Below are 23,637 nucleotides of genomic sequence, written 5' to 3'. Positions count from 1 at the left end.
CTTGGTCAGCATCACCGTTCGGATGCACCGGCCTCGCACTGCTCGTTCCAGTCGATCTGCACGACATGCATCTTCGCGCGCGGGTGTGACACGCGCGAGGAAATTGTCCTCATGACTATTACTTGAGCGGCTTTCGGGCCAAGCATGCCGGGGCGCGATGCGTGCGCATCTGGCTGCGCTGCGCACTGCTGCAGCGAACCTCAGCGCTCTGCTGGGGCTTACGTGTCGGGCGCAACGGCGACCGGCTGAAAGCTGCATTGACATTGAAAGGCCCCGCCATTCCAAGTCAAGCGCGAGGCGTCCTGAAAGGCGGGGAAGATTGGACGCTGGCTACCCCGGCGTCGGCCGCGGCTGTGCCGGTTGAGTGCGCTCGCTCAGCTCTGCACCGGGGCCGACCACAGCGAACAGGCGCTCGGCGTGGGTGCTCAGCAGGGTGAGGCGGCAGGTCTTCGGCTCGCGTGCTGCGGTCTGTTCCAGGTAGGTGACCCGCAGGGCTGTTTGGCCGGTGCCGCCGAGCAGGCGGTTGCTTCGCGGTCCCTTGTCCCACCAGCGGAATCGAAACCCACAGCCGGATGGCATCCGTGACGTCATCGCCCTGCGGCACCGCCCCCGCGCACAGTCCAAGGATCCACGATATCGAGGCCCATGCCGGCGAAATCGGCCACTTGGCGCGTGGCCACCGACATCTCGGGAATGGGACGAATCAACTCCGAGACGACGTCCGTGTCCAGAACGAACATCGTCGTCTAGCTGAACACAGGCGGCACGCAGGCGCAGTCGCGCCTTGATCCGATCGTCAAGGTTGCGGATGGTGATGCTTGCCATCGCTCCAGATCCCCCCGGCGGTGGCTCTCTGCCCTCAGACTGAACCTAGCGGGGTGATTGCAATGCAATCATCAGTTGCGCACCGCTCGGCAGCGAACCGGGCGATGCTCAACGCAGCTGACACGTGGCGCCGCAGGTAATCCTCGTCGATACTCGATTCGGGCCTATCAGCGGCATAGGTGCCGCCTTGGCGCCACGGATGCAATTTGTCGAGGTCGACCATGCCCGCCGCCGCCTCTCTGCTTGGCACACCGACGCGATCAACCACTCCAGAGGCGATCGGCGGGCGCGACGATGATCCGGTCGTCGAGCCGGTATGTCACCTCGCCGGTGTTCAGCACGAAGCCCGCATTGAACGCCTCGCCGAGGATGTCGCGTAGTACGCGCAAGCCTCGGGCATCGCGGTGGTCGACACGGGCTGCGGCCTTCACCTCGAACGCCGTTACCGCGCCGTCGCTGTGCTCGATGACGAGGTCGACTTCTTGACCGTCGTGGGTGCGCCAATGGCCGACCGAGGCGATCCCGCTGGCCCACGAGGCCTGCTTGAGCAATTCGCCTACCACGAATGTCTCGAACAGATGGCCGAACTCCGTGATTGCAGCTGGATCGGGGCGGCCCAGTCGTTCCGGCGTGACACCCATGAGCCGGGCCGCCAAGCCGCTGTCAAGCACATGCACCTTCGGCGAGGCAGCGGCGCGCGCCCGCAGAGTGCGACCCCAGGCTTCCAGGCGGCGAACGAGGAACAGGTCCTCAAGCAGTTTCGTGTACATCTCCGCCGTTGCAGCAGCAAGCCCCACTGCGCGGCCGGCACTCGCCATATTCAGCACTTGAGCCGTCTGCCCTGCGAGACGTCGCAGCAGAGCGGGCAGTAGCGCTCCTTGGCGGACCTTGGCCAGCTCGGTGACATCGCGGACCAGCGACACACGTACGTAGTCGTCGAACCAGCGACGGCGCGCCTCGTCACTGCGGGCCACTGCGAGGGGAAGACCGCCCATGCAGGTTCTTGCTATGTAGTCGAAACGAGTCGTCGGCGAACGATGAGACGAGACGAGCGACGCGGGCTCGCTCATCGCAGTCTCCAAGAAGATCTCGGTGAATCCGGCCATCTCGCCCTGCGAGAACGGCAGCACATCGACGATATGGATGCGGCCAGTCAGCGCTTGGGCAGCCAGCGGCAGCGCGTCGAATCGTGTGGAGCCAGTGATGACGAAGCGTCCAGCCGAAAGCTGACGATTCAGTTCGGCCTTTATGGCATCGAGCACGACCGGCGCCTTGTGGAACTCGTCGATGCACACCGGCGACGGGCCTGCCACGAACGTCGCCGGATCGGCGGACACTGCGTCACGCATCGCAGGCTGATCGAGATCGATCACGCGCACCCCGTGGCGGCCCGCGGCTTCGGCCAGGAGAGTCGACTTGCCCACCGTGCGCGGCCCCTGCAGCGCCACCACCGGTTCCTCGGCGAGCCGATCCCTCACGATCTGCGCAATCCGTCGATCGACACGCTGCGTCATGTCTCCAGCCTACTCGAACTGGGGATTTGGAGGCTGTTTTGCCAGGGATTTGGAGGGGTGATTGCTGGGGATTTGGAGGGGTCTGAACCAGGGAATTGGAGAGTCGGCGATCACCTGTTCATCGTGCCCATCGATTCGCTGTGGGCGACTTAGCCCACAGACCAGGGATTCACAATGTCGAAGCCGCAAGGTCCGAAGGCGCCACATCAGTGAGTCACTGGTCAGGCCTCGTCAACGATGCACCGGATCTTCGCGGCGAATCGCGGGATGTCCTCGGTGACCGCTTGCCAGAGCACGTCGATATCGGTCTTCCAGTACTCATGGATCAGGAAATTCCGCATGTCGGCCGCTGCTCGGAGTTCGTCAAGATCGGACGCTGAACCGAGACTTGAGGCGAGCCGCGTGGCAGCCTCCCCGATGACGAGCAGCCGGTAGGCGCACGCGTCTTGGCGAATCGCATCGCGTCTGAATTCATCGTGGCCGACTGCTGCATAGAGCGCAACTGCCTCGGCCGCTTCCAGAATGTGCTGCCACCGATGCCGGTCCGCGTCGGTCACAGTGTGATGGCCTCAGCGAGGACCGCTTCACGCTGCGCATCGGTCATGCCGCCGTCGGTCGCAAGATGCACCGGAGCCTCAAGGAGTTGCTCCAGCTCCATCCTCAGCCGAGCCAGATCGAACAGCCCGGTCCCGCGACCCGTTGAGACGAGGATGTCGATGTCGCTGTCGGGGCGCGCTTCGCCACGAGCGACCGAGCCGAAGATGCGTATGTCGCTGATTCCGTACTTTCGGGCGGTCGCGGAGATGTGCCGGCGGCTTCGCAACACTCGGTCAAGCTGGGTCGAGCGGCCAGGTCCACCGCCTTGCGCGAGAAACTGCTCCAAGCTCGCTTGCAGCACGGCAGTCACCGACGGGAGTGCCGGCTGCTGAGCGATGAACCGATCCAGTTCGGCCTCAAGATTGTCAGGAATGGTCACCGTGACGCGCCTCATGCGCTGACGTTACCAGTTGGCAGCATCACTTACATCAGTTGATTCAACTGATGCTGCCAACCGTTCGGAAGGGCCATCGCCCATACAGTGGCTGACCTAGATCGACATGAGATGAGACTTGGCAATTGGCTCACTGCTCGGCGTCCTCCACGCCACCGGGCTGTGGCACGGGGTGGGCTACTGGTCGGCGCTGTGGACCCATGTTCTGCTGGCCGCACTGCTGGCCCCCCTGTTGGTGTGGCATATCGTCAGCCGACCAGGACGCCTCAAAGCGGCCGACCTCGACTGCACCGGCGGGTGGTGGAGCCGCCAGTCGTGGGACGCGGTGCCGCTGGCCGAGCTGATGGGGTCGGTGGACGCGCCCACGCTGGAAGTCACATCGGTGACCGGCTACAGCCGCCTGTTCCCCGCTCGCGACGTCGTCAACCTGTACCTGGCCATCGGCTACAGCGGTAAGCCGCTGCGCCGCGGCCACGGCGCCCCGGTGCGACTGGTGGCACCCGGACGGCGGGGCTTCTGGTGGGTCAAGTGGGTGACCCGCATCGACCCCGTCGACCGCCCTTGGTGGCTCCAACTCCCATTCCCGCTGGAATAACCGGCCATCGCTGGCCACCGCACCGCCTAGGCCACCGAGACGCCTCCGAGCACGAGGCGCGAACTGCGCCGGTTGGGTTGGTTGTGCAGTGAGTGTGCGCGCCATGCGCAGCTAGCGTCCGCGATATGGACGCGGACACCCCAACGGCCGGCAGCGGTGACGCAGAGGGATCCGACGCGGAGCCGGTGGTGCTGTACACCGAGGCCGACACTGTTGCTTTCATCACCCTGAACCGGCCCGAGCGCATGAACACGCTGACCGAGGGCGTCATTGCGGGGGTAGCGGACGGGATCGATCAGAGCGAATCGTGATGCTGGCCAACGCTCCCTCACAGGGCTTCGAGCCGGGAAACCCAGTCGTCGAAGCGGGGGCATGCCGCGCGGATGCGTGGCAGACCAATCTTCAACGCGATCGCGGGCCCGTGGAATCGCTTCTTGTAGTCGGCGACGCACTGCTCGATTCTCTTGCTCGGAGCAGTTGTCGGGCTGTCGTTGATGTCTTCCGGTGTCGGAAATCCGCCCGCAATCTCGCTGAGCATCGTGAGCACCGACCTCGGCAAATTCGGCAGGACGCTGAATGAGTTCGGATCCGCGAAGAGCAGCGCTTCGAACTCGTACTGCTGCACGTAGGCGAACTGGGGAACGAGGCGAGGTTCTTTCCGGGGATGCGTCCCGATTGCCATCTCAATTCGTGCCTCAAGGTCCTGCACCGTTTCGCCTGGCTGGCGGTGACGGAAGCCGTAGAAATCCACCAGCGACGTGACCGCGTCGTAGCTCCAAGACAGCCTTGCCATGTGCGGCGCCAGCCGGTCGACGTGGATGTCGCCGCCACGGCGCCCAGGCTTGACTGGATCAACCAAGACACCATGCTCGCTGAGATGCGGCGACAACAGTTGCTTGACGAACTCTTCCTCGGTTTCGCCTTCGACGGCGACTGCCACGCGCCTCATGGGCGGCCGCCGAGCAGATTCATCTGCCAGAGTTCTCCCGTCGTGTAGTTCTCTTCAAGCCAACGCAGGTAGTCGTTGCGGTCCAACCGGCGCACCGCGGTCTTGGAGTTCTCCAGCTCCATCACCACAATCTCGCTGAGGTCGAAGGCGTCGACGAGATGGGGCGACTGAGTAGCCACGATGACTTGGCACTGATCGGACACCGATTCGATCATCGACCCGATCAGGGATACAGCCGCAGGGTGCAAGCCAAGTTCCGGCTCATCGAGGACGATCACCTTGGGCAGCATGTCGGACGGAAGGTTGAGAAGCGTGACCAGCGCGAAGAATCTGAGTGACCCATCCGATGTCAGATGGGCGCCGAACGTCTTGTCCCAATCCGTTGCGCGCCACCGCAGGATCGCCTTTCCGTGCCGTTCCTCGATGAGGAACTGATCAAAATTGGGCAGGATGCGTCGGATGTTGCCTTGGACCCATTCGTAGTGATCCGGGTATTCGTCCAGGAGTCGGAGAAGCACAGCGGCCAAGTTGCCGCCGTCAGAGCGCAGCAAGCGGTTGTCGCTCATGTCCCATGGTCGCTTCATGGCGGCACCTAGGGACGTGTCATGAAACTGGAAGGTGTGGCAGTCCCTCAGCAGGTTGCAGACCACACGCGCCGTCGTCGGATTCACATCCGAAATGTGACCCTTGGCGGCGTCATCGATCCTCGCTTCGGTGTGACCGCTTCCCGCCGAGTTCCATGGAGCCAACCCCAGCCCTTTGTCGGGATCGCTGAATCGCCAGCGCTCATCGCTGAAGATGAAGCGATCGGGAGCACCGTAGGAAAGTGAGATCGAGTACTCGTTGAGTCCGCTCTGCGTCTTGAGGCGAATATCGGCCTCCATCCGCGGTGTCACCTTGTTCCCCATGAACAACTGATCGTCGGCACCGCCGTACTGGTTGACGAACTGCTCGAGACGACGAGACCGCAGCATCCAGCCCAACATCTCAAAGAAGCGAACGAAGTTTGACTTGCCCGAACCATTCGCGCCGATGAGAACCGTTACGCCGCCCAGTCCGCCCAACTCCACGTCGGCCAGCGAGCGGAATCCACGAATTGCTACGGAGTCCAACGTCACCGAGCCTGAAGACACGTCCGATTGCGGCGGCTCATGACCCTCGTTCGGAGATTTGTTGTCCATCAGTGGCTCAATCTCTCGTAGTGGACGCTGAACGCAGCATCGGCCCGTGGTCGGGGATGGCCGAATTCGGTTCGATCCTATGGTGCCGCCCACGAGCGCCAAAGGTTCAAATCGAGCCTCCTGAGGACTCGATGAGTCACCTGTTGAGGAATTGGAGGTCATCTTCTTGGGAATCTGGAGGAAGCCGAGTCAGAGGCAAATGTGAGTGAGCCCATCATGCACAGCTAGCGTCCGCGGCATGGACGCGGACACGGGAACTGCCGGCAGCGGTGCCGCAGAGGGATCCGGCCCGGAGCCGGTGGTGCTGTACACCGAGGCCGACACTGTTGCTTTTATCACCCTGAACCGGCCCGAGCGCATGAACACGCTGACCGAGGGCGTCATTGCGGGGGTGGCGGACGGGATCGATCGGGCGACGGCGTCGAGAAACGTCCGCTCGATCGTGCTCCAGGGCAACGGCCCGACGCTGACCGCGGGCTATGACCTCAACCCGGGCGGTGGCAGCACCCGTGGCGGCAGCCACGGCAATGTGGCAGCGAGCACTGGAGAATCGAGTTCAGAGGAGTTCTACGACACGTGGGGCAGCCCATACAGCGCTCCTGGTCCGAAGCCTCGCGAGGGTGCCTGGGACCCTGTCCGGGACTGGCAGTTCATGGGCCACAACGTGAAGCGGTTCATGAAGATCTGGGAATGCCCCAAGCCGGTGCTCGGGCAGATCCACGGCTGGGCAATCGGCGGGGCCACCGACATGATCCTGTGCTGTGACCTGCTGTTCATGGCCTCAGATGCGCACATCGGCTATGCCCCCTCACGCATCTACGGCACGCCCACCACGATGATGTGGGTGTATCGGCTAGGCCTCGAGCACGCCAAGCAGTTCTTGCTGTCGGGCGACGCCATCGACGCTGAGACGGCGCACCGCATCGGGCTCGTCGCCTACGTCTACCCGCCTGAAGAGCTCGGCGACCGTGTCGAGGCATTTGCACGCAAGCTCGCGCATATCCCAGCGAATCAGCTTGCGCTCAACAAGCTGCTCATCAACCAGGCGTTCGAGAACATGGGCCTGCGCACCAGCCAACTGCTCGGCACGTTCTTTGACGGTGTCACTCGGCATACCGAGGAGGCGTACCGCTGGGTGGAGGACTTCGAGACGAAGGGCTTCCGCCAGGTCATCGCCGAGCGGGATGCGCCTCACGGCGACTACGGCGAGCGGCCACGATGAGCGGGCAGTCGGGCGACAGCGTGACGTTGGTGCTGCTGCATGGATTGGGCGCCAATTGCCATGTGTGGGACGGCGTGGCCGAGCTGTTGGGTGCTGGCGGCACCGCTGTTCTTGCACCCGACTTCCGAGGGCATGGTGCCGCACCGTGGAGCGGCCACTACTCGTTCGGGGCGATGGCAGCTGACGTGGCCGAGGTGCTGCAACGTGACTACGGCGGGCGTCCGTACGCCGTCGTGGGTCACTCCATGGGCGGAGCAGTCGGGCTCGCGCTCGCCTCGGGCTGGTTCGGACCGCCGCCGACACAAGTGGCGACAGTCGGCGTGAAGCTGCGCTGGTCCGACGAAGAACTGTCTCGCGTCGACGGCTTGGCGGCGCGGCCGCCCCGCATGTTCGAAGACCGGGACGGCGCCGTCGAGTGGTTCATGAAGCTGTCGGGGCTCTTTGGCGTGTTCGCACCCGATGACCCGCGTCTCGCAGCAACGATCGATGCTGGCGTGGTCGCCGATCCGGCCTCAGGCGCGGTAGGTGCAGATTCGCCCTGGAGAACCACCCAGGATCCCGCCACCGTCGGCGTTGGCCCCCCCGACATGACGGGCTTGCTGCCCGCCGCGAAGTGCCCGCTGGCGATGGCGCTGGGTGAGTTCGATCCGCTAGTAGCGCCCGATCATCACGACGATCTGGCCGATGCTGCGACGAACCCGCACGCGGCTGGTGCTGCCGCTCCACATGTGTTCAGCGGCCTCGGCCACAACGCCATGGTGGAGGACCCCCGCGCTGTCGCAGCGTGGCTCGCGACGCTTCCTGCGTTCGCTGAGACTTCTTGAAGCTCAGGCTGAGGAAGGAGCAGCGTCGGGCGGGAGCCGGCGAGCGCGGCGAACCGCCCAGACCGCGAGCGCCACGGCCGCAATGGTGACGAGCATCAGCGCTGTGTGCACCAGCTTGAAGCCTGTGGTCTGCGTGCTGTCGGCCCAGAGCTGCGCTGTGCGGATGGGCCAATAGATCACCGACAGCGTTGCCAGCATCACGAACCATCTCGGGCCGAACTTTCCCGAGACAGCCCAGGCCAGCGTCGCAACCCCGAGATCAACGAACACGAAGGCAACCAGCACGCGCCACAGCGTTCCCCAGAAGCCGAGGTCACCAGCTTGAGCGACGTTGACGATGCGGGTCAACCAGATCGCCACGGTCCACGCCGCCAGAATCAGCAGCGGAATCCGCGCTCCCTTCGGGTGCAGCGGCGTCTTGTTTCTGGGCTGGGTCACCTTGATGATGCCGTCGGGCGTGCGGGCGTCGGGACCATCACTATCCCTCTTCGAGTGGAAGCTCACCGGCGATCTTGACGCACTCGCCGCCGTCGATGTCCATGATGTGACCGGTGATCCAGGTCGCGCCAGCGGACAAGAACAGTGCCGCCTCGCCGATGTCGGACGGCTCGCCGAGACGCCTCATCGGAAGCTGGTCGGCGATCATCTTGCCGCGCGGCCCATCCCAGAGCACCCGCGCAAAATCCGTCCTAATCAATCCCGGAGCGATGCAGTTCACGCGGACTTTGGGGCCGATCTCCGCAGCCAGTTGCCGAGTCATGTGCATGAGGGCGTCCTTGAACATGCAATAGACGCCCAACGCTTGGGACGTGTGGTGGCCGCCCACCGAAGCGATATTGATAACCGAGCCGCCATGTTCGGACATCCACATCTGCCACGCCGTTTGCGTCCACTGCAGCGGTGCGCGCAGGTTCACCTCGTAGGTCTTGTCCAGGCGCGGCACATCGCAGTCGACCATCGGCCCGGCCCAGGGGTTTGTCGCTGCGTTGTTGACCAGGATGTCGAGCGAGCCGTAGCGCTCGATGGTCTCACCCATCACGCGCTCGGCCTGGTCGAGATGGCCGATGTGCGAGGCGATGTAGTCGCACTCGCCGCCGATGTCCGCAACAGCGGCCTCGCACTTGTCGGCCTTGCGGCTCGTGATCATCACATTGGCGCCTGCGTCGGCGAATGCCTTCGCGATGCCTTTGCCGATGCCGGCCGAGCCGCCGGTCACCAGCGCAGTCTTGCCATCCAGTCGCAGTTCCATGCCTGGTCCCTTTCAGTCGTGCACGCTGGCGCGTGCGCGCCTCGATATTGCAGATGGGGTCGTGGCCCCTCTATTTCTTGCCGATCTCGTTCCACGGCCCGCCGTCGGCACGTGGCTCGCGCGGCAATCCGAGCACTCGGTCGCCCACGATGTTGCGCTGAACCTCGGACGTGCCCGCGTAGATGGTGCCGGGCCTCGCGCCCATGAAGGTCTGCACCCATGAGAGCGAGGAGAACTCTGCGCCGACCGCGTCGGTGTTGATGCCGTTCACCGCCGGATGACCGCTGGGGGCAGTGGCTTCCATGCCCAGAATCTCCAGCGAGAACTCCGTAAGCCAGTGGTGGTACTCGCTCCACAGCAGCTTGTGCAGCGACGATTCCGGCCCGGGGGCCTTGCCCGCCAGCACGTTGGTGACGTTGCGCTGGCCCATCCACTTCATGATCTCGACCTTGGCGTGAGCCTGCGCGAGCTTCTGGCGCACCAACGGATTCTCAGTGGCCCCCCGCTCGACGGCAACGGCAGTCACCCGGTCCAGCTCGTTGCGGAACCGCAGCGCATCGGTGGTGGCGCCGTGACCGCGTTCGAAACCGAGGAGCACGTTTGCGACCCGCCAGCCGTCGTTCACGTCACCGACCACGCTCTCCTTCGCCGTCTTGGCGTCGGTGAAGAACACCTCGTTGAAGTCGTGGCGGTTGTTGATGTTGATGATCGGGCGCATCTCGACGCCGGGTTGGTCCACCGGGACCAGCAGGAACGAGATGCCGCGGTGCTTGGCCTCGGTGGGGTTCGTCCGGCACAGCACGAAGATCCAGTTGGCCGTGTGGCCGCTGGAGGTCCAGATCTTCTGGCCGTTGATGACCCACTCATCGCCGTCGAGCACTGCGCGGGTGCCCAGGTTGGCGAGATCCGAGCCGCTGTCGGGCTCGCTGTAGCCCTGACACCAACGATGCTCGCCGGAGATGATCCTGGGCAGGAAGTGGCGCTTTTGCTCTTCGGTGCCGCACTCGATGATGGCGTTGCCCACCATCGTGATGCTGAAGCCGTCGTTGTCGCCGCCCGTCGGCACGCCTGCGGTCAAGAACTCCTCGGCGAGCACGACACGCTCCACCTCGGTGAGCCCGGCGCCCCCAAATTCGATCGGCCACGACACGGCCAGCAACTGGTTCTCGGCCAGAAGCGCACGCCACTCCTCGACGAACTTCTCCCGTGCCTCCTCGGAGAGATCGCCCATTCCGCCCCAGTTGGGCGGCAAGTGCTCGGCCAGGAACGCCTGGATCTTCTCCCGGTAGTCCTCAGCCTCTTCGGTGTAGGTGGGATCCATGGTTGCGCTCCCCTGTTGCTCGCCGCTGAGTCTGCCACGCGGCTGGTCGCAATGGCTCAGGGCCTGTAGCCAAACGAACTTGGCCCGGGCCGCAGCGAGCGGCGGGCCAGATCTGCCCATTCGCACAGCAGCGGGCGGGTGTCGCGAGGGTCGATGATCTCCTCGACCTCGAAGAACTCCGCCGAACGATGCGGCGAGCGCACCAGGTTCAACCGCTCGCGTATGTCCTCCAGGAGCTCGTCGGGCGTGTCGCTGTCGGCGAGGTCCTGCTTGTAAGCGACTTCGATGCCGCCCTCGATCGGCAGCGAGCCCCAGTCGCCCGACGGCCAGGCGAAGCGGAAGCTGCGCGCGCCGGGTTTGTTGTTGGCGGCGCCCGCGACACCGAAGGCCTTGCGGATCACCACGCACGCGAACGGAGCGGTCAACTGCCCGAGGGCCGCCAGCGCAGCCGATCCGAACCGGATGGTGCCGCTCTCCTCGGACTCCTTGCCGATGAGAAAGCCTGGGCAATCCTCAAGGTGCACGACCGGCAGATGGAACGTGGAGGCGGTGTCGAGCAGGCGGATCAGCTTGCGGCATCCATCGGCGGTCCAGCCGCCTCCGTACACGTAGGGATCCTCAGCGAACACCGCCACCGGCCAGCCGTCGAGGCGAGCAAGGCCGGTGACGATCGAGCGTCCCCAGCGGCTTCCGATCTCGAAGAAGCTGCCCTGATCGAACACCGATTCGATAATGGATCGCATCTTGTAGACCCGCCGCGGCTCGCGGGGCACGATGGAGATCAGCTCTGAGTCACGGCGCTGCGCGCTGTCGCCGCTGAGCGCCCGCTCAGGCAGTTCGTCGACGTTTGAAGGCAGGTACGACAGGAATTGCCGTGCGCGCTCGAACGCCTCGGCTTCACTGCCGACCACGTCGTCGATGGCGCCGTTCGCAGTGTGAATGTCGGCATGCCCCAGCTCTTCCTTGCCGTGGTCGCCCAGTGACGCCTGCTCCACCAAGGCCGGTCCGGCGATCATCATCTGCGCGGTGTCGCGCACGATCACCGAGTAGTGCGCCGTGGCCACCCGGGCCGCGCCGATGCCCGCAACCGAGCCCAGTGCCAGCGACACCGACGGCGCCACTGAGAGGTGGTTCACGATGGTGTCCCAGCCGCGCAGCTCGGGGATGTACGTGCGGCCGGCCATCTCGATGGATTTCACCGAGCCGCCGCCGCCCATGCCGTCCACCAGCCGGATGTGCGGCAGCCGCATCTCGTAGGCCATGGTCTCGGCTGCGTTGCGTTTCTCCGGGATGGTGGCGTCCGACGAGCCGCCCCGCACTGTGAAGTCGTCGCCGGACAGGATGACGGGGCGGTCGTCGATGCGGGCCACGCCGAACAAGAAGTTCGACGGCGTCAGGTGGACGAGGTTGCCGTGATCGTCATATTCGGCCACGCCGGCGGTCTTGCCGATCTCGTGGAACGAACCCTTGTCGGCCACGGCGTCGATGCGCTCACGCACGGTCATCTTGCCGAAAAAGTGCTGGCGTTCGACCTTGTCGGGTCCGCCCAGCGCCTCGGCGAACTCCTCGCGGCGCCGAAGCTCGGCAATCTCGCGTTCCCAAGTCATCCGGCCCCCTGTTCTGTCTCGCCCCGCGGGTCATGGGGCCGCTGCTGTCCACACTCGACCACAGGATCCAAGTGCTCGCAGGGTACGCGCATCGCCGAGGGTACGGATAGTGCCGAGGTGCTCTGTGAGCGCACTGCTTCTGGCGCGTGTCTTGCCTGGAGTTTGGCTGCTGTCGGGCTGTTGCTCTCGTGTCCAAGTGGACAGGCCGTTGCGAAAATAACAGTGATTTTCATGTTATTTCCATTTACTGTCTCAATGGTGTCTGCGGATGCGCCGTTCGTTCGGTTGCCCGGTGCCATCGAGCTGAATCGCGACGAGACGCTCGCTGTGTTGGACGCACTCGACAACGCAAAAGCGGCAGCTCGAAGCGCGCATGAGCAGCGGGTTGCAGAGGCTGCGATCCTGATCATCACGCATAAGCTCTGGAACGAGCTCGCGGACATTCTCGAAATGAACGGAGGGCACGATGTCTAGGCCGCCGACCATGCGACACCTCGTCCCGGGGGACCAGCCAGTGCGTGCGCGACTTGCCGCGGAGCGGCTTGGGGTTGATCTGTTCGACATCTACTGCATGATCGAATGGGGCGAGATCGTGGGCGGCCCCGATCCGGATCGCAACGTCGCAGTTCCCGCCGCCGAGATTGACCGCGTGCTTGCTGCTGGCGGTGCCCCGAACTATGCCGAAGTGCTCAGGAAGTACGGATCAGGCGCTGACGTCCCTGAGGCCGAAACACGCCGACTGTCAGCGATGCACGACACGCTCGTGTCCTGCGCGCCGATCGCGCCGTCGGGCTAGCAATCTCGGGCGGACCCACGCCTGGACCGAGCACCGCGTGGTGCGCGGCCAGATCAACCAGCGGTGGGGTCGACCAACAGCTTGACGGCGGGGTTGCGCTTCGTGGCGAGATCGTCGATCGTCTGTGGCAGCTCGTCGAGGGTGACCGTACCGTTCACGAGCGGAGTGACGCTGATGCGGCCGTCGGCGATGAAGCCCGCCGCAGCACGCATCTCGTCGAGGGTGAACGCCAGCGAGGTGTCCACTGAGATCTCCTTGAACAGCCAGCGGTTCGGGCGGATCGTGGCGTCGCTGCCGGTCACGCCGACGATGCAGACCGAGCCGCCGTAACGCACCATGCCAACCGACTGCTCGATGGTCTGTGGGATGCCGGCACAGTCGAAGGCGATGTCGGCCCGCAAGCCACCCGTCGCCTCGTTCACCGCCTCCCGCATCTGTGCGCCGGGCTCGACCGCGACATCGGCACCGGTGTCGAGTGCAAGACGGCGTCGGTCGGCGTCGGGCTCGACAGCGATCACATGCCCCGCTCCCGCCAGACGCGCACACTGCGCTACGAGCAGGCCGATCGGGCCGCAGCCGACGACGCACACCACATCGCCAGCACGCATACGGCTGCGGCGCACAGCATGCAGCGCCACCGAGACGGGCTCGATCACTGCAGCGTCGTCGTCGGTGAGCTCGTCGGGCACCCGCACCAGCCGGTCGGCACTTGCTGCCATGAACGGCGCGAAGCCACCCGAGGCCGGCGCGTTCGCACCGATGTAGTACGAGCGCGCCGTCGAGCAGTAGGCGGCGAGGTCGGCCCGGCACTCGGCGCAGCGACCGCAGCCTGGAGCTAGCCCGCCCGTCACTCGGTCGCCCGTGCCGACGACACGAACGTCGGAGCCCACGGCGACAATCGTGCCGACCCACTCGTGGCCGCAGATACCTGGCGCGTAGGGCCAGCCCTCGACATACGCGTGCACGTCACTCCCGCAGATCCCGCAGAGCGATATCTCTACGAGCGCATCGCCGGGCCCAGGCGTCGGTTCGTCGACCTCCCGCAATTCGAAATGCCCCTTGCCGGTCACCAGTCCCGTCCGCATACCCACATCGTCGCGCACGGCCTACGAGATCGCACTGGGCAGGGCGGAGCGCAAAACAGCGCCCGGACAAAGCGCGAGACAGCGCCCCGTCAGAGCGCGATGCGGCGTCCGGACAAAGCGCGAGACAGCGCCCGGACATATGGTGCGCGCATGGAATTGAGACTCGATGGCCGTACAGCGCTCATCACCGGCGGCAGCCGAGGTCTTGGCCGCGCTATGGCAGAGACATTCGCCGCAGCGGGTGCATCAGTTGCGGTGGTGGCACGTGACCGCGAGGTGCTCGACGAGACGCTGTCAGCGCTGCAGGCTGCGAACGCTCATGGCGACCATGCGGCAATCTCGGCTGACGTCCGTCAGGCCACAGAGGTCGCTCGGGCCTATGCCGAGGCGGTGCAAGCCTGCGGGCCGATCGACATCCTCGTCAACAACAGCGGGACCTCGAACGCCAAGCCTTTCTTGGACATCGACGATGACGACTGGCAGAACGACTTCGATCTGAAGCTCTTCTCCGCTGTACGCCTGTGCCGCTTGTGCCTCCCCCACATGCGCACCCACCGCTGGGGTCGCATCATCAACTCGCTGAACATCGGAGCGAAGGCCGCAAGCGCGCAAACCTGCCCGACCGCCGCGACCCGGGCGGCAGGCTTGGCAATGACGAAAGCACTCGCCTCGGAGTTCGCCGCCGACGGCGTCCTCGTGAACGCGCTCATTACCGGCCTGCTGGTCACTCACCAGTGGCGCACGCGCTGGGAGCGCGACGGAGCCGGCACCACATTCGATGAATTCACGGCCGCGGTCGGAGACCGCATTCCCGCTGGCCGCATGGGCGACGCCCAGGAGTTCGCCAACCTCGCCCTATTCCTGGCCAGCGACGCCGCCAGCTACGTCACCGGCACCGCAATCAACATCGACGGCGGTCTCTCCCCCGTCGTCTGAGCGGCACCACACCCCAACCCGCCGTCGCAATCAATACTGCGGCGGGCTCTCCCCCGTCGTCTCGTCGGGGATCAGCGCCTCCAGACGTGACATGAAGTGGGGCGGCGGGCGACGAGGCTTGCCGGCGTTGTCGCAGACCGCCGCGGTCAGTTGTGCCTGCACGAGCACGGTGTCGTCGGCCTCGCGAATGATGCGCTGGTTCCATTTCGTACTGGCTCGGCGCAGCTCGGCAACTTCGGTTTCGATTCGCAGCGTGTCACGCGCAGTCGCCGGCTCGCGAAAGCGCACCTCGAGGTTGGTCACCACGATCTGAACGTTCTCGTCGGACAGGTCCGGAAGCGCCATGCCGGCGTCCTCGAGCGCCACGCAACGAGCAGCCTCGAAGTACGACACGTAGACCGCGTGATTGACGTGGTTGTAGGGGTCCAGCTCACCGAATCGAGGCACGATCTGGGTCGAATGCGTCGCCATGGCCGCAACGCTACGGCGAGGACACACCGAGATGTCTGGCCGTCAGCCCGACGCGCTGCCCCACGGAGACTCCCAACGCCTCGTAGCGTTCGGGGTCGTGAGCGTCATCGCGACGATCGACGTCGGAACCAATTCGTTCCATCTCGTGGTCGCTTCTGTTGACCCCGACGGTCACCTCGAGGTGCTTACGCGCGAGCGGGAGCCAGTCCGGCTGGGTTCGGGCGGTGAGGACATGAAGCGGCTTGAACCTGCCGCTATCGACCGCGGCATCGCCGCATTGGACCGGATGCGCCGGATCGCCACGCACGCCGGCGCTACCACAATCAACGCAGTCGCTACGAGCGCCGTGCGCGAGGCCGCCAACCGGCACGAGTTCGTGACACGAGCGCGTGACGAAGCCGGCATTCACATCGAAGTTGTGTCCGGCATTGAGGAAGCGCGGCTGATTCACCAGGGCGTGCTGGGGGCGGTGCCGGTCTTCGACGAGCGTCACCTCATCATCGACATTGGTGGCGGCTCGACGGAGTTCATTGTGGGCGAAGGTGCCGAGCCGCAGCTGCTGCGCAGCCTCAAGCTCGGCGCAATCAGGTTGACGGATCGCTTCTTCCCCGAGGGCCGAACATGCAAGCGCACGGTTCGAGAGTGCCGCCACTACATCGAGTCCTTCCTCGGGCACCTGCCCTCGGAGATCGCGGAGCTGGGATTCACCACGGTGGTCGGCTCCTCGGGGACGATCACCGCGCTGGCCCGCATGTGCGCGATCCGGCGCGGCGACCGCGACAACCGCACCGGACGCCTCTCGTTCAATGAGACCGAGTTGCGTTCGCTCACAGCCGATCTCGTTGCGGCAAACACTCCGCAGCAGCGCATGTCGATCGATGGTCTGGAGGAGCGTCGCGCCGACATCATCGTGGGCGGTGCGCTGCTGCTGTCCGAGACATGCAGGTTGCTGGGCGTCAAGCGCATGGAGGTCTCCGACTACGCCTTGCGCGAAGGAATCTTGTTCGAACAGCTGCGACGAGCCGCATCACCAGAACTGGATCCGTTCCATCGCCTCGGGGATATTCGGCGCTCAGGCGTCATGTACGTGGCGAACAGCTACCACGAAGACCTCGGGCACGCCGAGCACATCACCGATCTGGCGCTCGAGCTGTTTGACGAGCTGGGTCGACTGCATCAACTCGACGACCAGGACCGCGAGCTGTTCGAAGCGGCGTCACTGCTGCACAACGTGGGCATCTTCATCTCCCACAGCGCTCACCACCGCCACGGGTACTACATCATCCGAAACAGCGAGCATCTCACCGGATTCACCGAACGCGAGATCGAGATCATCGCCCAAGTCGCCCGCTACCACCGCAAGAGCGCTCCCAAGTCGAAGCACGCCGACTTCGCATCTCTGAGCTCGGCCGACCAGGACAGAGTGCGCTGGATGGCGGCGATGCTGCGTGTGGCAATCGGCTTGGACCGTTCCAATCGTCAGGTGGTGACGCGCGTGCGTCTCGCCGACGGCACCGAGTGCCACACGACCGAGGACGCCGACACCTTGCGGCTGATCGTGCGAGTTCCACCCGACGAGGACACGTCTGTCGAGCTCTTCACCGCCCAGGCGCGAAGCGCGCTGCTCGAATCGGTGACAGGTCGGGCCGTTGTCATCGAGGCCGAAGAGATTGCATATACCGGCCGAGCAGCGCACCCCACCAATGGAGTTCATGCGGCGGCAGCGCCACAGGACGCCGCACAGGCGCCCGCCGCACTGCGCTTACGGCCCTGACGGGAGCCCGCCGACGCAACCCTGGTGCCTCAGCGCTCCGGCAGGTACAGCACCCAGCCGACGAGGATGAGGTCGGGATCGGTCAACGCGCCGCCGTAGGACTGGGCGCGGCCCTCGTTGGCCTCGAAGATGACAGGCCAGTGGCTGGAGTGAGCCAGGTGCGCGGCCGCGATCTTCTGCAACGTGTCGCCAAGCTGGACTGTGTAGAGCACGATGTCGCCGTTCTGCCCGTCCTCAGCCTGCCCGTCCTCAGCCTGCCCGTCCTCAGCCTGTTCGCCTTCTTCTTCGCCGTCGCCGCCGGCGGCCAGCGCCGAAATGCGATTGCCGCCGTCAACGGGGTACTGCTCGGCGCTGATCACACCGCCGAGGTCTTCGGTGATGTAGTCGGCCAACGCCTGCTGGTAAGTGACGCCCAAGCGGGTGAAGTTGATGTCGCCCAGCGGGTAGCAGTCTCCGCCATTGCCGAGAAAGTCGACGGTCGCCAGCGCGATCGGTGCTCCCGGCACGACGTCACCGTCGCGCACGAGTTGCGTGCCGTCGTCCAGCGTGACCGAACGCAGGCGGCTGCCGGTCGGCTCAATGAGCCCGCAGTCGCCGTCGCGGTCGATTCCCTGGGCCACTCCATCGGGGTCGTAGGTGACGGTCATACCCGAGACATGCGGGTACTGGCCCGATGCGCCCGGCAGTCCGCTGAGCGCTCGTTCAAGCAGCTCAGCGAGCGTGGCCCGCGACACCGTGCCGGTCACGAGGACGTTGTTGAACGGGGCGATGTCCCAAGTGGTGCCAACGCTGACTTGACCGGCGGGGATGACCGAGTCGTTGCGAAGCCCGCCGCCGTTGCCGATAGCCACCTGCGGCGCAGCTACGCCGAATCCGGGTGCCAGCTGCGCGCCCCGGACGCGCAGTGCGTCGGCCATCAGACTGCCGATGTTCGTCGACTGGGTACGCAGCACCGACTTGCGGCCTTCAAGGTCAACCTCGCTGGTGCCGATCTCGGCGCTGTCGACCAGCGCCACCTGAGATGTCAGCGGTTCGACCACTTCGGTCTGCATGGTCGCGTCAGGCTCGCGGTCGAGCGCGACCCCAATCGAGGAGCCAGTCGCCGCGGTGACGTTCCCGTCTGCATCGAAGGTCACCACCAGCTTGCCGATGCAGCGATAGCCGCCGGGCGCGGTCACCACCGGCACCTGCGCGCCAGCGGCATCGGCAACCCACTTGGGATATGGCGCCACGGGCTCGTCGTCGGGCTGGCATGTGTCGCCGGGGTTGGCCAGCAGATCGTCGCCACCTCCGGCAATCACCACATCCACGCCGGTGAGCTCGGCAACCAGCGCGACCTCTTCGTCCACGTCCTGCAAGTGGCTGACGAGCACGATCTTGTTGACGCCCTCGGACGCCAACCGGTCAGCCTCGGCCTGCACCGCCGGGAGCACAGCGCTGACGACGACGTTGCGGGGACTGGAGATATTGGGCAGCCACGGTGTCACCGCGCCGATCACGCCGATGCGCTCATCGGCGCTCTCGATCACCGTCGATGGAGCGACCAAACTACGTTCAGCCAATGCGGCCAGGGCGGGTTCGGCCGAGACATCGATGTTGGCGCTCAGGAACGGGATCTGAGGGCTGAAGCCTTCGATGAACCGCGCCGTGACCTCGGGCCCGAAGTCGAAGTCGTGGTTGCCGAGCGCCGTCGCGTCGTACAGGCCGCTGAGTGCCACCGAGTCGTACATCGGCCCGTCGCGGTCGAGCGACACGCCCAGTTCCAGCGACGCCAAGAAGTTGTCGCCGGAGGTCAGCGTTACCACCGGGCCGTCGCCGGCCGCAGCAGCCTGCAGCTCCCGCATCTGGGCCACAAAGCGGGCTATCCCGGGAAAGCCCGAGTCGGGATCCGGCAACAGCTTCGACTCGCCGTCGTTGTTGTGCAGGATCGTCAATGTCACCGGACCCGCAGAGATCAGCGTCGGCACGGCGTCGGCGCCATCGGACTGCGCGCCGAGCGGCTCCGCTGCGAAAGGCAGCGCCGCCAGCATCACAATTGCGGCCACCGCAGCTCGCAGGTACTTCGTCTTCCGCCGCCGCACTGCGCGTTCTGATCCATTCGCTGTTGGTGACATTCGTCGACTCCTCAGGTGACTCGACGCACAGTGTCGCCGTTCGGTGTGACAGCAATGCCACGGGTCCCCAACGCGAGAGGAAATCTTGCGCGCACGGGCCACGGGGCCAGGACAGTAGCTTCGCCGTCTGATCCCGTCCGAGCACCGATCCTCGATGACTGGTCGCCTTGCTGGGCGCGACGACGCCCACACTCGCAGAAGGACTACGACCGTGTACTCAGCTCTCGGCCAATGGTGTTTCCGGCACGCGTGGCGCGTCCTCGGAGCGTGGCTGATCTTCGCAGTGGCTGCCGCCGTGCTCGCCGGCACCCTGGGCGCCTCCTACGGTGCGTCGCTTTCGACACCCGACTCCGAGAGCAGCCGGGGCGCCGACGTGCTCGAAGACCACTTCGGCAGCGTCGGCTCCAACATCAGCGGCACCATCGTGCTCAAGGCCGATGCCGGCGTGAACGACCCAGCCGTGCGGTCGGCCATGACCGAACTGCTCGCCACGGTCGATGCCATTGACGAGGTGACGGTCGGTTCGCCCTACGACCGTGACGGCGGCCGCCGAATCGCCACTCAAGGGCCGGGCGCCGGCAAGTACGCCTACGCCGACGTCGAGCTCAGCCGCAGCTTCAACGTGGACGAAGCCGGAACTCTGGGCCTTGAGATCATCGACCTCATCGATGCCAGCGGACTGCGCTCGATGGACGGCGTCGAAGTCGAGATGGGCGGTTCCTGGCTGGCCCGCCAGGAGCCACCCGAAACCGAGGCCATCGGACTCGCGTTCGCGGTGTTCGTGCTGATTGCGGCCGTCGGCTCGGTGGTTGCCATGGGCGTGACGGTCGGCACGGCACTGGTTGGGGTCGGCATCGGCGTGCTGGCCATCACGGCGCTGAGCAACACCGTGACCGTGCCCGAGTTCGCGCCCACCTTGGGGGTCATGATCGGCCTCGGCGTAGGTATCGACTACGCGCTGATCATCCTCAACCGCTTCCGGGAGTGGGTCAGCCGGGGGCTTGAGCCCCCCGAGGCCGTGGGTGCAGCGCTGGACTCCGCGGGCCGCTCGGTGGTGTTCGCCGGCGCAACGGTGGTGGTGTCGCTGCTGGGCCTGCTGCTCATCGGCCTGCCGTTCGTGGCCGGCATCGGACTTTCTGCGGCCGTCACGGTCGCGATCGTGATGGTCGGCTCGATGACCGTGCTTCCCGCCGTGTTGGGCCTTGTCGGCGACCGCATGACCACCACGAGGGTCCGCGGCATCGCAGCCGCGGCGCTGGTGGCAGTCGCCCTGCTAGGTCTCGGCACCGGCATCCGTCCCCTGGTCGCCGCGCTTCCTGCGGCCGCTGCGGTGCTGATCGCCGGAGCGTTCGGCGGTGCCCGCAACCCGCTGCGACGCATCCTGCGGCACCGCCAGCCGAAGGCGCTGCGGGACACAGCGTGGTACCGCCTCAGCCGGGTGGTCCAGGCACGCCCGTGGTTTTTCGCTCTGGGTGGCACGGCGGTGCTCCTCGTGCTGGCGGCCCCAGTGCTTGGCCTGCGACTCGGCTTCTCCGACGAAGGCAACTACCCGCCCGACACCACCACACGCAAGGCCTATGACCTGCTGGCCGAGGGATTCGGCCCAGGTGCGAACGGCCCGTTGTTCATCGTGGCCGAGACAACCGCCCCTGGCGATCTCGGGGCGCTCAACGGGCTCTCGGTGGCGCTGAACCAGTCCGACGGCGTCGCCTTTGCGTCTCCGGCGGTGCCGAGCCCCGACGGCGGGGCGGCGCTGATCCGGGTTCAGCCGACCACCGGCCCCCAGGACGCCGACACCGAGGCGCTGGTGCACTTACTGCGTGACAACGTGATTCCCGCCACGCTCGACGACACCGGCGTCGACGCCCTGGTCGGCGGCGCGGTGGCGTTCCAGATCGACTTCAGCGACTTCCTCGCCGAGCGCATGCTGATCTTCTTCGCAGCAGTACTGGGAGCGTCGTTCCTGCTGCTGATGGCAGTATTCCGCTCGCTGATCGTGCCGCTCAAGGCCGTCGTCATGAACATGCTGTCGATCGGAGCGTCCTACGGCGTGCTGGTGGCCGTGTTCCAGTGGGGCTGGTTCGGCGGCGTGCTCGGGATCGAAGCGGCGCCGATCGAGCCCTTCATCCCGATGATGCTCTTCGCGGTCCTGTTCGGACTGTCGATGGACTACGAAGTCTTCCTGCTGTCGCGCATGAAGGAGGAGTACGAGCGCACCGGCGACCCGGTCAACTCCGTCGCCGACGGCCTCGCCGCCACCGCCAGGGTCATCACTGCCGCAGCGGCGATCATGGTGGTGGTCTTCGGCAGCTTCGTGCTGGAGGACAATCGGGTTGTCAAGCTGTTCGGCATGGGTCTCGCGACGGCCATCGCCATCGACGCGACGCTGGTTCGGATGCTCATCGTGCCCTCCACCATGGAGTTGCTCGGCGCCCGCAACTGGTGGCTGCCGCGCTGGCTCGACCGGATCATCCCGAATCTTCGTATCGAGGGCGAGCTGCGTGAGCAGTCGGAACGGCCCGCCTGAGGGCAAACCACAACGCCGCCCAGCGGGAACAGCGCCGCCGTTGAGGGTCAACCAACCGCGAAGTCGTTGACCTCTGCTCCGCTGGCGCGTACGAGCTCACCGGGTGTCAGCTCGAACACTGTGTCGGGGGTCCCTGCCGCCGCCCAAACGGTGTCGTACCCCAGCAACGCCCGGTCCGCCACTGCCCGCAGCGGACGAGCGTGGCCGAATGGGGGCGTGCCGCCGATCGCATAGCCGGTGGCTGCTCGCACCCCGTCGGCGTCGGCTCGCGTGATCTTTCCGCCGAGCACGCTCCCGAGCTGTGCTGTGTCCACACGGTTGGAACCCGATGTCAGCGCCAGCACGGCCTCGCCGTCGCACAGGAACACCAGCGACTTCACGATCTGGCCCAGCTCGCAGCCCACCGCAGCAGCCGCTTGCTCGGCCGTGCGCGTGCCTTCGGGAAAGCGCAGGATCTCCGGCGCCATCCCCACCTCTTGTGCTCCGGCTAAGAATCGCTCGCGAGCGCTGGCGCGCCCCGAGCTCGTGTGATTGCTGTCGGCCACTGCCATGTGCGCGGTCTGGCTATTCAGCCCACGCCTTGATCTGGGAGATGACCTCGAGGGGGTTCTCGGTTTCGGGCGGGATGTCGATGTCCAGATAGCTCACGCCGACCGAGCGGTACACCTCTACACGCTCCTTTACCCGCTCGGGATCGCCGGTGAGGCTCGCACGGTCCACGTAGTCGGCAGGCACTGCGGCGAACGCCTCGTCGCGCTTTCCGGTGAGGAACAGGTCTTGGATCTTCTCGGCCTCCTCCACGTAGCCGTAGCGCTTGAACAGGTCGTTGTAGAAGTTCTTGTCGCGTGCGCCCATGCCGCCCACGTAGAAGCCGACGTTGTTCCGCACGCCCGTGCGCACCGAATCGACCATCGGGCCGTCGCCAAGCGCCACGGTGCCGCCGGCCACGATCTGCAGGTCGCCGAGGTCGTCGGCCCGACGGGAACCGCCGGTTTCTAGAGACTCGCCCCACACGTCGTTGAACTTCTCGGGCAGGAAGTGGATCGGCTGCCAGACGTTGGCCAGCTCTGCGGTCAGCTCGACGTTGCGCGGCCCGATCGAGGCCACCGCAATCGGAATGTCCTGGCGGTACGGCTTGCCAATGCGCTTGAGCGGCTTGCCCAGCCCGCTGCCCTCGCCCTCGGGCAGGGGCAGGCTGATGGCACGACCGTCGTGGACAACCTTGTCGCCTGCCCACACCTTGCGGCAGATCTCGATCACGTCACGGGTGCGCCCGAGCGGCTTCGAGAACGGCACGCCGTGCCAGCCTTCGATCACCTGCGGTCCCGAGGTGCCGAGGCCGAGGATGAAGCGGCCTTCGGAGAGGGTGTCGATCGTCATTGCCGTCTGGGCGATGATGGTTGGGCTGCGCGAGTAGATCGGCAGGATGCCGGTCATCAGCTGCACGCGCTCGGTCTTGGCCGCGACGTACGCAAGGGTGGAGACCAGGTCGAAGCCGTAGATCTCGCCGCCCCACAGCATGTCGACGCCGGCAGCTTCGAGATCGGCCACATGCCGACTCAGCCGCTTGGGATCCAAGCTCGCACCAGCTCCAATTGCCATGGATATCTTCATCGATGTACTCCATCCGCTGGGGGGTCGGCGCGCATGTTAGAA

24 protein-coding genes and 2 pseudogenes are annotated in these 23,637 nt (G+C 65.6%); 9 read left to right on the top strand and 17 right to left on the bottom strand.

Going from position 1 to position 23,637, the window contains the following annotated elements; translation table 11 throughout:
- Positions 1–330 precede the first annotated feature (330 nt).
- The 6 genes and pseudogenes from ACQY5K_RS15870 to ACQY5K_RS15845 all read right to left on the bottom strand — a co-directional run bounded on the left by ACQY5K_RS15870 (position 331) and on the right by ACQY5K_RS15845 (position 3,330).
- Positions 331–591, bottom strand: a complete 261-nt coding sequence (locus ACQY5K_RS15870) for a hypothetical protein (RefSeq protein WP_428122864.1) — start codon at positions 589–591, stop codon at positions 331–333.
- Positions 588–740, bottom strand: a complete 153-nt coding sequence (locus ACQY5K_RS15865; protein WP_428122862.1) for a hypothetical protein — start codon at positions 738–740, stop codon at positions 588–590. Before ACQY5K_RS15865 ends, ACQY5K_RS15870 begins: the two co-directional genes overlap by 4 nt.
- A 22-nt stretch (positions 741–762) precedes the next feature.
- Positions 763–825, bottom strand: a pseudogene (locus ACQY5K_RS15860) (FitA-like ribbon-helix-helix domain-containing protein); the annotation flags it as partial.
- Positions 826–1,085: 260 nt separating this feature from the next.
- Positions 1,086–2,339 carry an ATP-binding protein gene (locus tag ACQY5K_RS15855; protein ID WP_428117206.1) on the bottom strand — a complete coding sequence of 418 codons (1,254 nt, stop codon included), beginning with the start codon at positions 2,337–2,339 and terminating at the stop codon, positions 1,086–1,088.
- Positions 2,340–2,560: 221 nt separating this feature from the next.
- Positions 2,561–2,896: a HepT-like ribonuclease domain-containing protein gene (locus tag ACQY5K_RS15850; protein WP_428117203.1), complete on the bottom strand. Its 336-nt coding sequence runs from the start codon at positions 2,894–2,896 to the stop codon at positions 2,561–2,563.
- Positions 2,893–3,330, bottom strand: coding sequence for a nucleotidyltransferase family protein (locus tag ACQY5K_RS15845; protein ID WP_420442976.1), 438 nt, complete (start codon positions 3,328–3,330; stop codon positions 2,893–2,895). The genes ACQY5K_RS15850 and ACQY5K_RS15845 overlap by 4 nt, the downstream gene beginning before the upstream one ends.
- A 118-nt stretch (positions 3,331–3,448) precedes the next feature.
- Between ACQY5K_RS15845 and ACQY5K_RS15840 the strand changes: the two genes are divergently transcribed.
- Positions 3,449–3,925, top strand: coding sequence for a molybdopterin-dependent oxidoreductase (locus ACQY5K_RS15840; RefSeq protein ID WP_428117199.1), 477 nt, complete (start codon positions 3,449–3,451; stop codon positions 3,923–3,925).
- Between the two features lie 125 nt (positions 3,926–4,050).
- Positions 4,051–4,236, top strand: coding sequence for a hypothetical protein (locus ACQY5K_RS15835; RefSeq protein WP_428117196.1), 186 nt, complete (start codon positions 4,051–4,053; stop codon positions 4,234–4,236).
- A 17-nt stretch (positions 4,237–4,253) separates the two neighbouring features.
- Here the strand turns inward: ACQY5K_RS15835 and ACQY5K_RS15830 are convergent, their stop codons facing one another.
- Together ACQY5K_RS15830 and ACQY5K_RS15825 are read right to left on the bottom strand one after the other, a co-directional pair.
- A complete protein-coding gene (locus tag ACQY5K_RS15830) occupies positions 4,254–4,874 on the bottom strand; it encodes a DUF4276 family protein (RefSeq protein WP_428117193.1) in 621 nt (206 codons plus the stop codon).
- Entirely contained in the window at positions 4,871–6,055 is a 1,185-nt protein-coding gene (locus ACQY5K_RS15825) for an AAA family ATPase (RefSeq protein ID WP_428117191.1), read from the bottom strand. The genes ACQY5K_RS15830 and ACQY5K_RS15825 overlap by 4 nt, the downstream gene beginning before the upstream one ends.
- Before the next feature lie 238 nt (positions 6,056–6,293).
- Between ACQY5K_RS15825 and ACQY5K_RS15820 the strand changes: the two genes are divergently transcribed.
- The gene (locus tag ACQY5K_RS15820) at positions 6,294–7,277 is read left to right on the top strand and encodes a crotonase/enoyl-CoA hydratase family protein (RefSeq protein ID WP_428117188.1); all 984 of its coding nucleotides are present in this window, start codon (positions 6,294–6,296) and stop codon (positions 7,275–7,277) included.
- Positions 7,274–8,101, top strand: a complete 828-nt coding sequence (locus tag ACQY5K_RS15815) for an alpha/beta fold hydrolase (protein WP_428117186.1) — start codon at positions 7,274–7,276, stop codon at positions 8,099–8,101. Before ACQY5K_RS15820 ends, ACQY5K_RS15815 begins: the two co-directional genes overlap by 4 nt.
- 3 nt (positions 8,102–8,104) lie before the next feature.
- On the opposite strand, the gene ACQY5K_RS15810 is transcribed toward ACQY5K_RS15815, so the two are convergent.
- From ACQY5K_RS15810 to ACQY5K_RS15795, 4 genes are all read right to left on the bottom strand, one after another.
- Positions 8,105–8,605, bottom strand: coding sequence for a hypothetical protein (locus ACQY5K_RS15810; protein ID WP_428117184.1), 501 nt, complete (start codon positions 8,603–8,605; stop codon positions 8,105–8,107).
- On the bottom strand, positions 8,580–9,350 hold the full coding sequence (locus ACQY5K_RS15805; RefSeq protein ID WP_428117182.1) for an SDR family oxidoreductase: 771 nt from the start codon (positions 9,348–9,350) through the stop codon (positions 8,580–8,582). The genes ACQY5K_RS15810 and ACQY5K_RS15805 overlap by 26 nt, the downstream gene beginning before the upstream one ends.
- A gap of 70 nt (positions 9,351–9,420) precedes the next feature.
- Positions 9,421–10,671: an acyl-CoA dehydrogenase family protein gene (locus ACQY5K_RS15800; protein ID WP_428117178.1), complete on the bottom strand. Its 1,251-nt coding sequence runs from the start codon at positions 10,669–10,671 to the stop codon at positions 9,421–9,423.
- A gap of 56 nt (positions 10,672–10,727) precedes the next feature.
- Positions 10,728–12,278, bottom strand: coding sequence for an acyl-CoA carboxylase subunit beta (locus ACQY5K_RS15795; RefSeq protein ID WP_428117175.1), 1,551 nt, complete (start codon positions 12,276–12,278; stop codon positions 10,728–10,730).
- A gap of 231 nt (positions 12,279–12,509) precedes the next feature.
- Here ACQY5K_RS15795 and ACQY5K_RS15790 point away from each other — a divergent pair, with 231 nt between their 5' ends.
- Together ACQY5K_RS15790 and ACQY5K_RS15785 are read left to right on the top strand one after the other, a co-directional pair.
- Positions 12,510–12,752, top strand: a complete 243-nt coding sequence (locus tag ACQY5K_RS15790) for a hypothetical protein (RefSeq protein ID WP_428117173.1) — start codon at positions 12,510–12,512, stop codon at positions 12,750–12,752.
- Positions 12,745–13,074, top strand: coding sequence for a hypothetical protein (locus ACQY5K_RS15785; protein WP_428117170.1), 330 nt, complete (start codon positions 12,745–12,747; stop codon positions 13,072–13,074). Before ACQY5K_RS15790 ends, ACQY5K_RS15785 begins: the two co-directional genes overlap by 8 nt.
- 53 nt (positions 13,075–13,127) lie before the next feature.
- On the opposite strand, the gene ACQY5K_RS15780 is transcribed toward ACQY5K_RS15785, so the two are convergent.
- Positions 13,128–14,159 (bottom strand): zinc-dependent alcohol dehydrogenase, encoded by a 1,032-nt coding sequence (locus ACQY5K_RS15780; protein WP_428117167.1) that lies wholly within the window; start codon positions 14,157–14,159, stop codon positions 13,128–13,130.
- Positions 14,160–14,309: 150 nt separating this feature from the next.
- Here ACQY5K_RS15780 and ACQY5K_RS15775 point away from each other — a divergent pair, with 150 nt between their 5' ends.
- Entirely contained in the window at positions 14,310–15,095 is a 786-nt protein-coding gene (locus ACQY5K_RS15775) for an SDR family oxidoreductase (protein WP_428117164.1), read from the top strand.
- A gap of 30 nt (positions 15,096–15,125) precedes the next feature.
- Here the strand turns inward: ACQY5K_RS15775 and ACQY5K_RS15770 are convergent, their stop codons facing one another.
- Entirely contained in the window at positions 15,126–15,566 is a 441-nt protein-coding gene (locus tag ACQY5K_RS15770) for an acyl-CoA thioesterase (RefSeq protein ID WP_428117162.1), read from the bottom strand.
- Between ACQY5K_RS15770 and ACQY5K_RS15765 the strand changes: the two genes are divergently transcribed.
- Positions 15,565–17,340, top strand: a complete 1,776-nt coding sequence (locus ACQY5K_RS15765) for a Ppx/GppA phosphatase family protein (RefSeq protein WP_428117159.1) — start codon at positions 15,565–15,567, stop codon at positions 17,338–17,340. The two genes, ACQY5K_RS15770 and ACQY5K_RS15765, sit on opposite strands and share 2 nt — an antisense overlap.
- A 29-nt stretch (positions 17,341–17,369) precedes the next feature.
- On the opposite strand, the gene ACQY5K_RS15760 is transcribed toward ACQY5K_RS15765, so the two are convergent.
- The gene (locus ACQY5K_RS15760) at positions 17,370–19,454 is read right to left on the bottom strand and encodes a 5'-nucleotidase C-terminal domain-containing protein (RefSeq protein ID WP_428117156.1); all 2,085 of its coding nucleotides are present in this window, start codon (positions 19,452–19,454) and stop codon (positions 17,370–17,372) included.
- A gap of 211 nt (positions 19,455–19,665) precedes the next feature.
- Between ACQY5K_RS15760 and ACQY5K_RS15755 the strand changes: the two genes are divergently transcribed.
- Positions 19,666–21,981, top strand: coding sequence for an MMPL family transporter (locus tag ACQY5K_RS15755; protein WP_428117153.1), 2,316 nt, complete (start codon positions 19,666–19,668; stop codon positions 21,979–21,981).
- Positions 21,982–22,028: 47 nt separating this feature from the next.
- Here ACQY5K_RS15755 and ACQY5K_RS15750 read toward each other — a convergent pair whose 3' ends face one another.
- Entirely contained in the window at positions 22,029–22,448 is a 420-nt protein-coding gene (locus ACQY5K_RS15750) for a YbaK/EbsC family protein (protein WP_428117150.1), read from the bottom strand.
- A 97-nt stretch (positions 22,449–22,545) separates the two neighbouring features.
- Positions 22,546–23,598 (bottom strand): annotated as a pseudogene (locus ACQY5K_RS15745) (LLM class F420-dependent oxidoreductase); the annotation flags it as partial.
- Between the last annotated feature and the right edge of the window lie 39 nt (positions 23,599–23,637).

It is taken from the genome of Candidatus Poriferisodalis sp., from assembly GCF_965262965.1.
Lineage (GTDB): Bacteria > Actinomycetota > Acidimicrobiia > Acidimicrobiales > Poriferisodalaceae > Poriferisodalis.
The sequence above is the reverse complement of the archived record's forward strand: the minus strand, read 5'-3'. Positions and strand labels throughout refer to the sequence as shown.

Bases quoted from the DNA above. Each gene is read 5' to 3' on its own strand.
- ACQY5K_RS15870 (WP_428122864.1), bottom strand. From the start codon at position 591: ATGACGTCACGGATGCCATCCGGCTGTGGGTTTCGATTCCGCTGGTGG.
- ACQY5K_RS15865 (WP_428122862.1), bottom strand. From the start codon at position 740: ATGTTCGTTCTGGACACGGACGTCGTCTCGGAGTTGATTCGTCCCATT.
- ACQY5K_RS15855 (WP_428117206.1), bottom strand. From the start codon at position 2,339: ATGACGCAGCGTGTCGATCGACGGATTGCGCAGATCGTGAGGGATCGG.
- ACQY5K_RS15845 (WP_420442976.1), bottom strand. From the start codon at position 3,330: ATGAGGCGCGTCACGGTGACCATTCCTGACAATCTTGAGGCCGAACTG.
- ACQY5K_RS15835 (WP_428117196.1), top strand. From the start codon at position 4,051: ATGGACGCGGACACCCCAACGGCCGGCAGCGGTGACGCAGAGGGATCC.
- ACQY5K_RS15830 (WP_428117193.1), bottom strand. From the start codon at position 4,874: ATGAGGCGCGTGGCAGTCGCCGTCGAAGGCGAAACCGAGGAAGAGTTC.
- ACQY5K_RS15825 (WP_428117191.1), bottom strand. From the start codon at position 6,055: ATGGACAACAAATCTCCGAACGAGGGTCATGAGCCGCCGCAATCGGAC.
- ACQY5K_RS15820 (WP_428117188.1), top strand. From the start codon at position 6,294: ATGGACGCGGACACGGGAACTGCCGGCAGCGGTGCCGCAGAGGGATCC.
- ACQY5K_RS15815 (WP_428117186.1), top strand. From the start codon at position 7,274: ATGAGCGGGCAGTCGGGCGACAGCGTGACGTTGGTGCTGCTGCATGGA.
- ACQY5K_RS15805 (WP_428117182.1), bottom strand. From the start codon at position 9,350: ATGGAACTGCGACTGGATGGCAAGACTGCGCTGGTGACCGGCGGCTCG.
- ACQY5K_RS15800 (WP_428117178.1), bottom strand. From the start codon at position 10,671: ATGGATCCCACCTACACCGAAGAGGCTGAGGACTACCGGGAGAAGATC.
- ACQY5K_RS15795 (WP_428117175.1), bottom strand. From the start codon at position 12,278: ATGACTTGGGAACGCGAGATTGCCGAGCTTCGGCGCCGCGAGGAGTTC.
- ACQY5K_RS15790 (WP_428117173.1), top strand. From the start codon at position 12,510: ATGTTATTTCCATTTACTGTCTCAATGGTGTCTGCGGATGCGCCGTTC.
- ACQY5K_RS15785 (WP_428117170.1), top strand. From the start codon at position 12,745: ATGTCTAGGCCGCCGACCATGCGACACCTCGTCCCGGGGGACCAGCCA.
- ACQY5K_RS15780 (WP_428117167.1), bottom strand. From the start codon at position 14,159: ATGCGGACGGGACTGGTGACCGGCAAGGGGCATTTCGAATTGCGGGAG.
- ACQY5K_RS15775 (WP_428117164.1), top strand. From the start codon at position 14,310: ATGGAATTGAGACTCGATGGCCGTACAGCGCTCATCACCGGCGGCAGC.
- ACQY5K_RS15765 (WP_428117159.1), top strand. From the start codon at position 15,565: ATGGCCGCAACGCTACGGCGAGGACACACCGAGATGTCTGGCCGTCAG.
- ACQY5K_RS15770 (WP_428117162.1), bottom strand. From the start codon at position 15,566: ATGGCGACGCATTCGACCCAGATCGTGCCTCGATTCGGTGAGCTGGAC.
- ACQY5K_RS15760 (WP_428117156.1), bottom strand. From the start codon at position 19,454: ATGTCACCAACAGCGAATGGATCAGAACGCGCAGTGCGGCGGCGGAAG.
- ACQY5K_RS15750 (WP_428117150.1), bottom strand. From the start codon at position 22,448: ATGGCGCCGGAGATCCTGCGCTTTCCCGAAGGCACGCGCACGGCCGAG.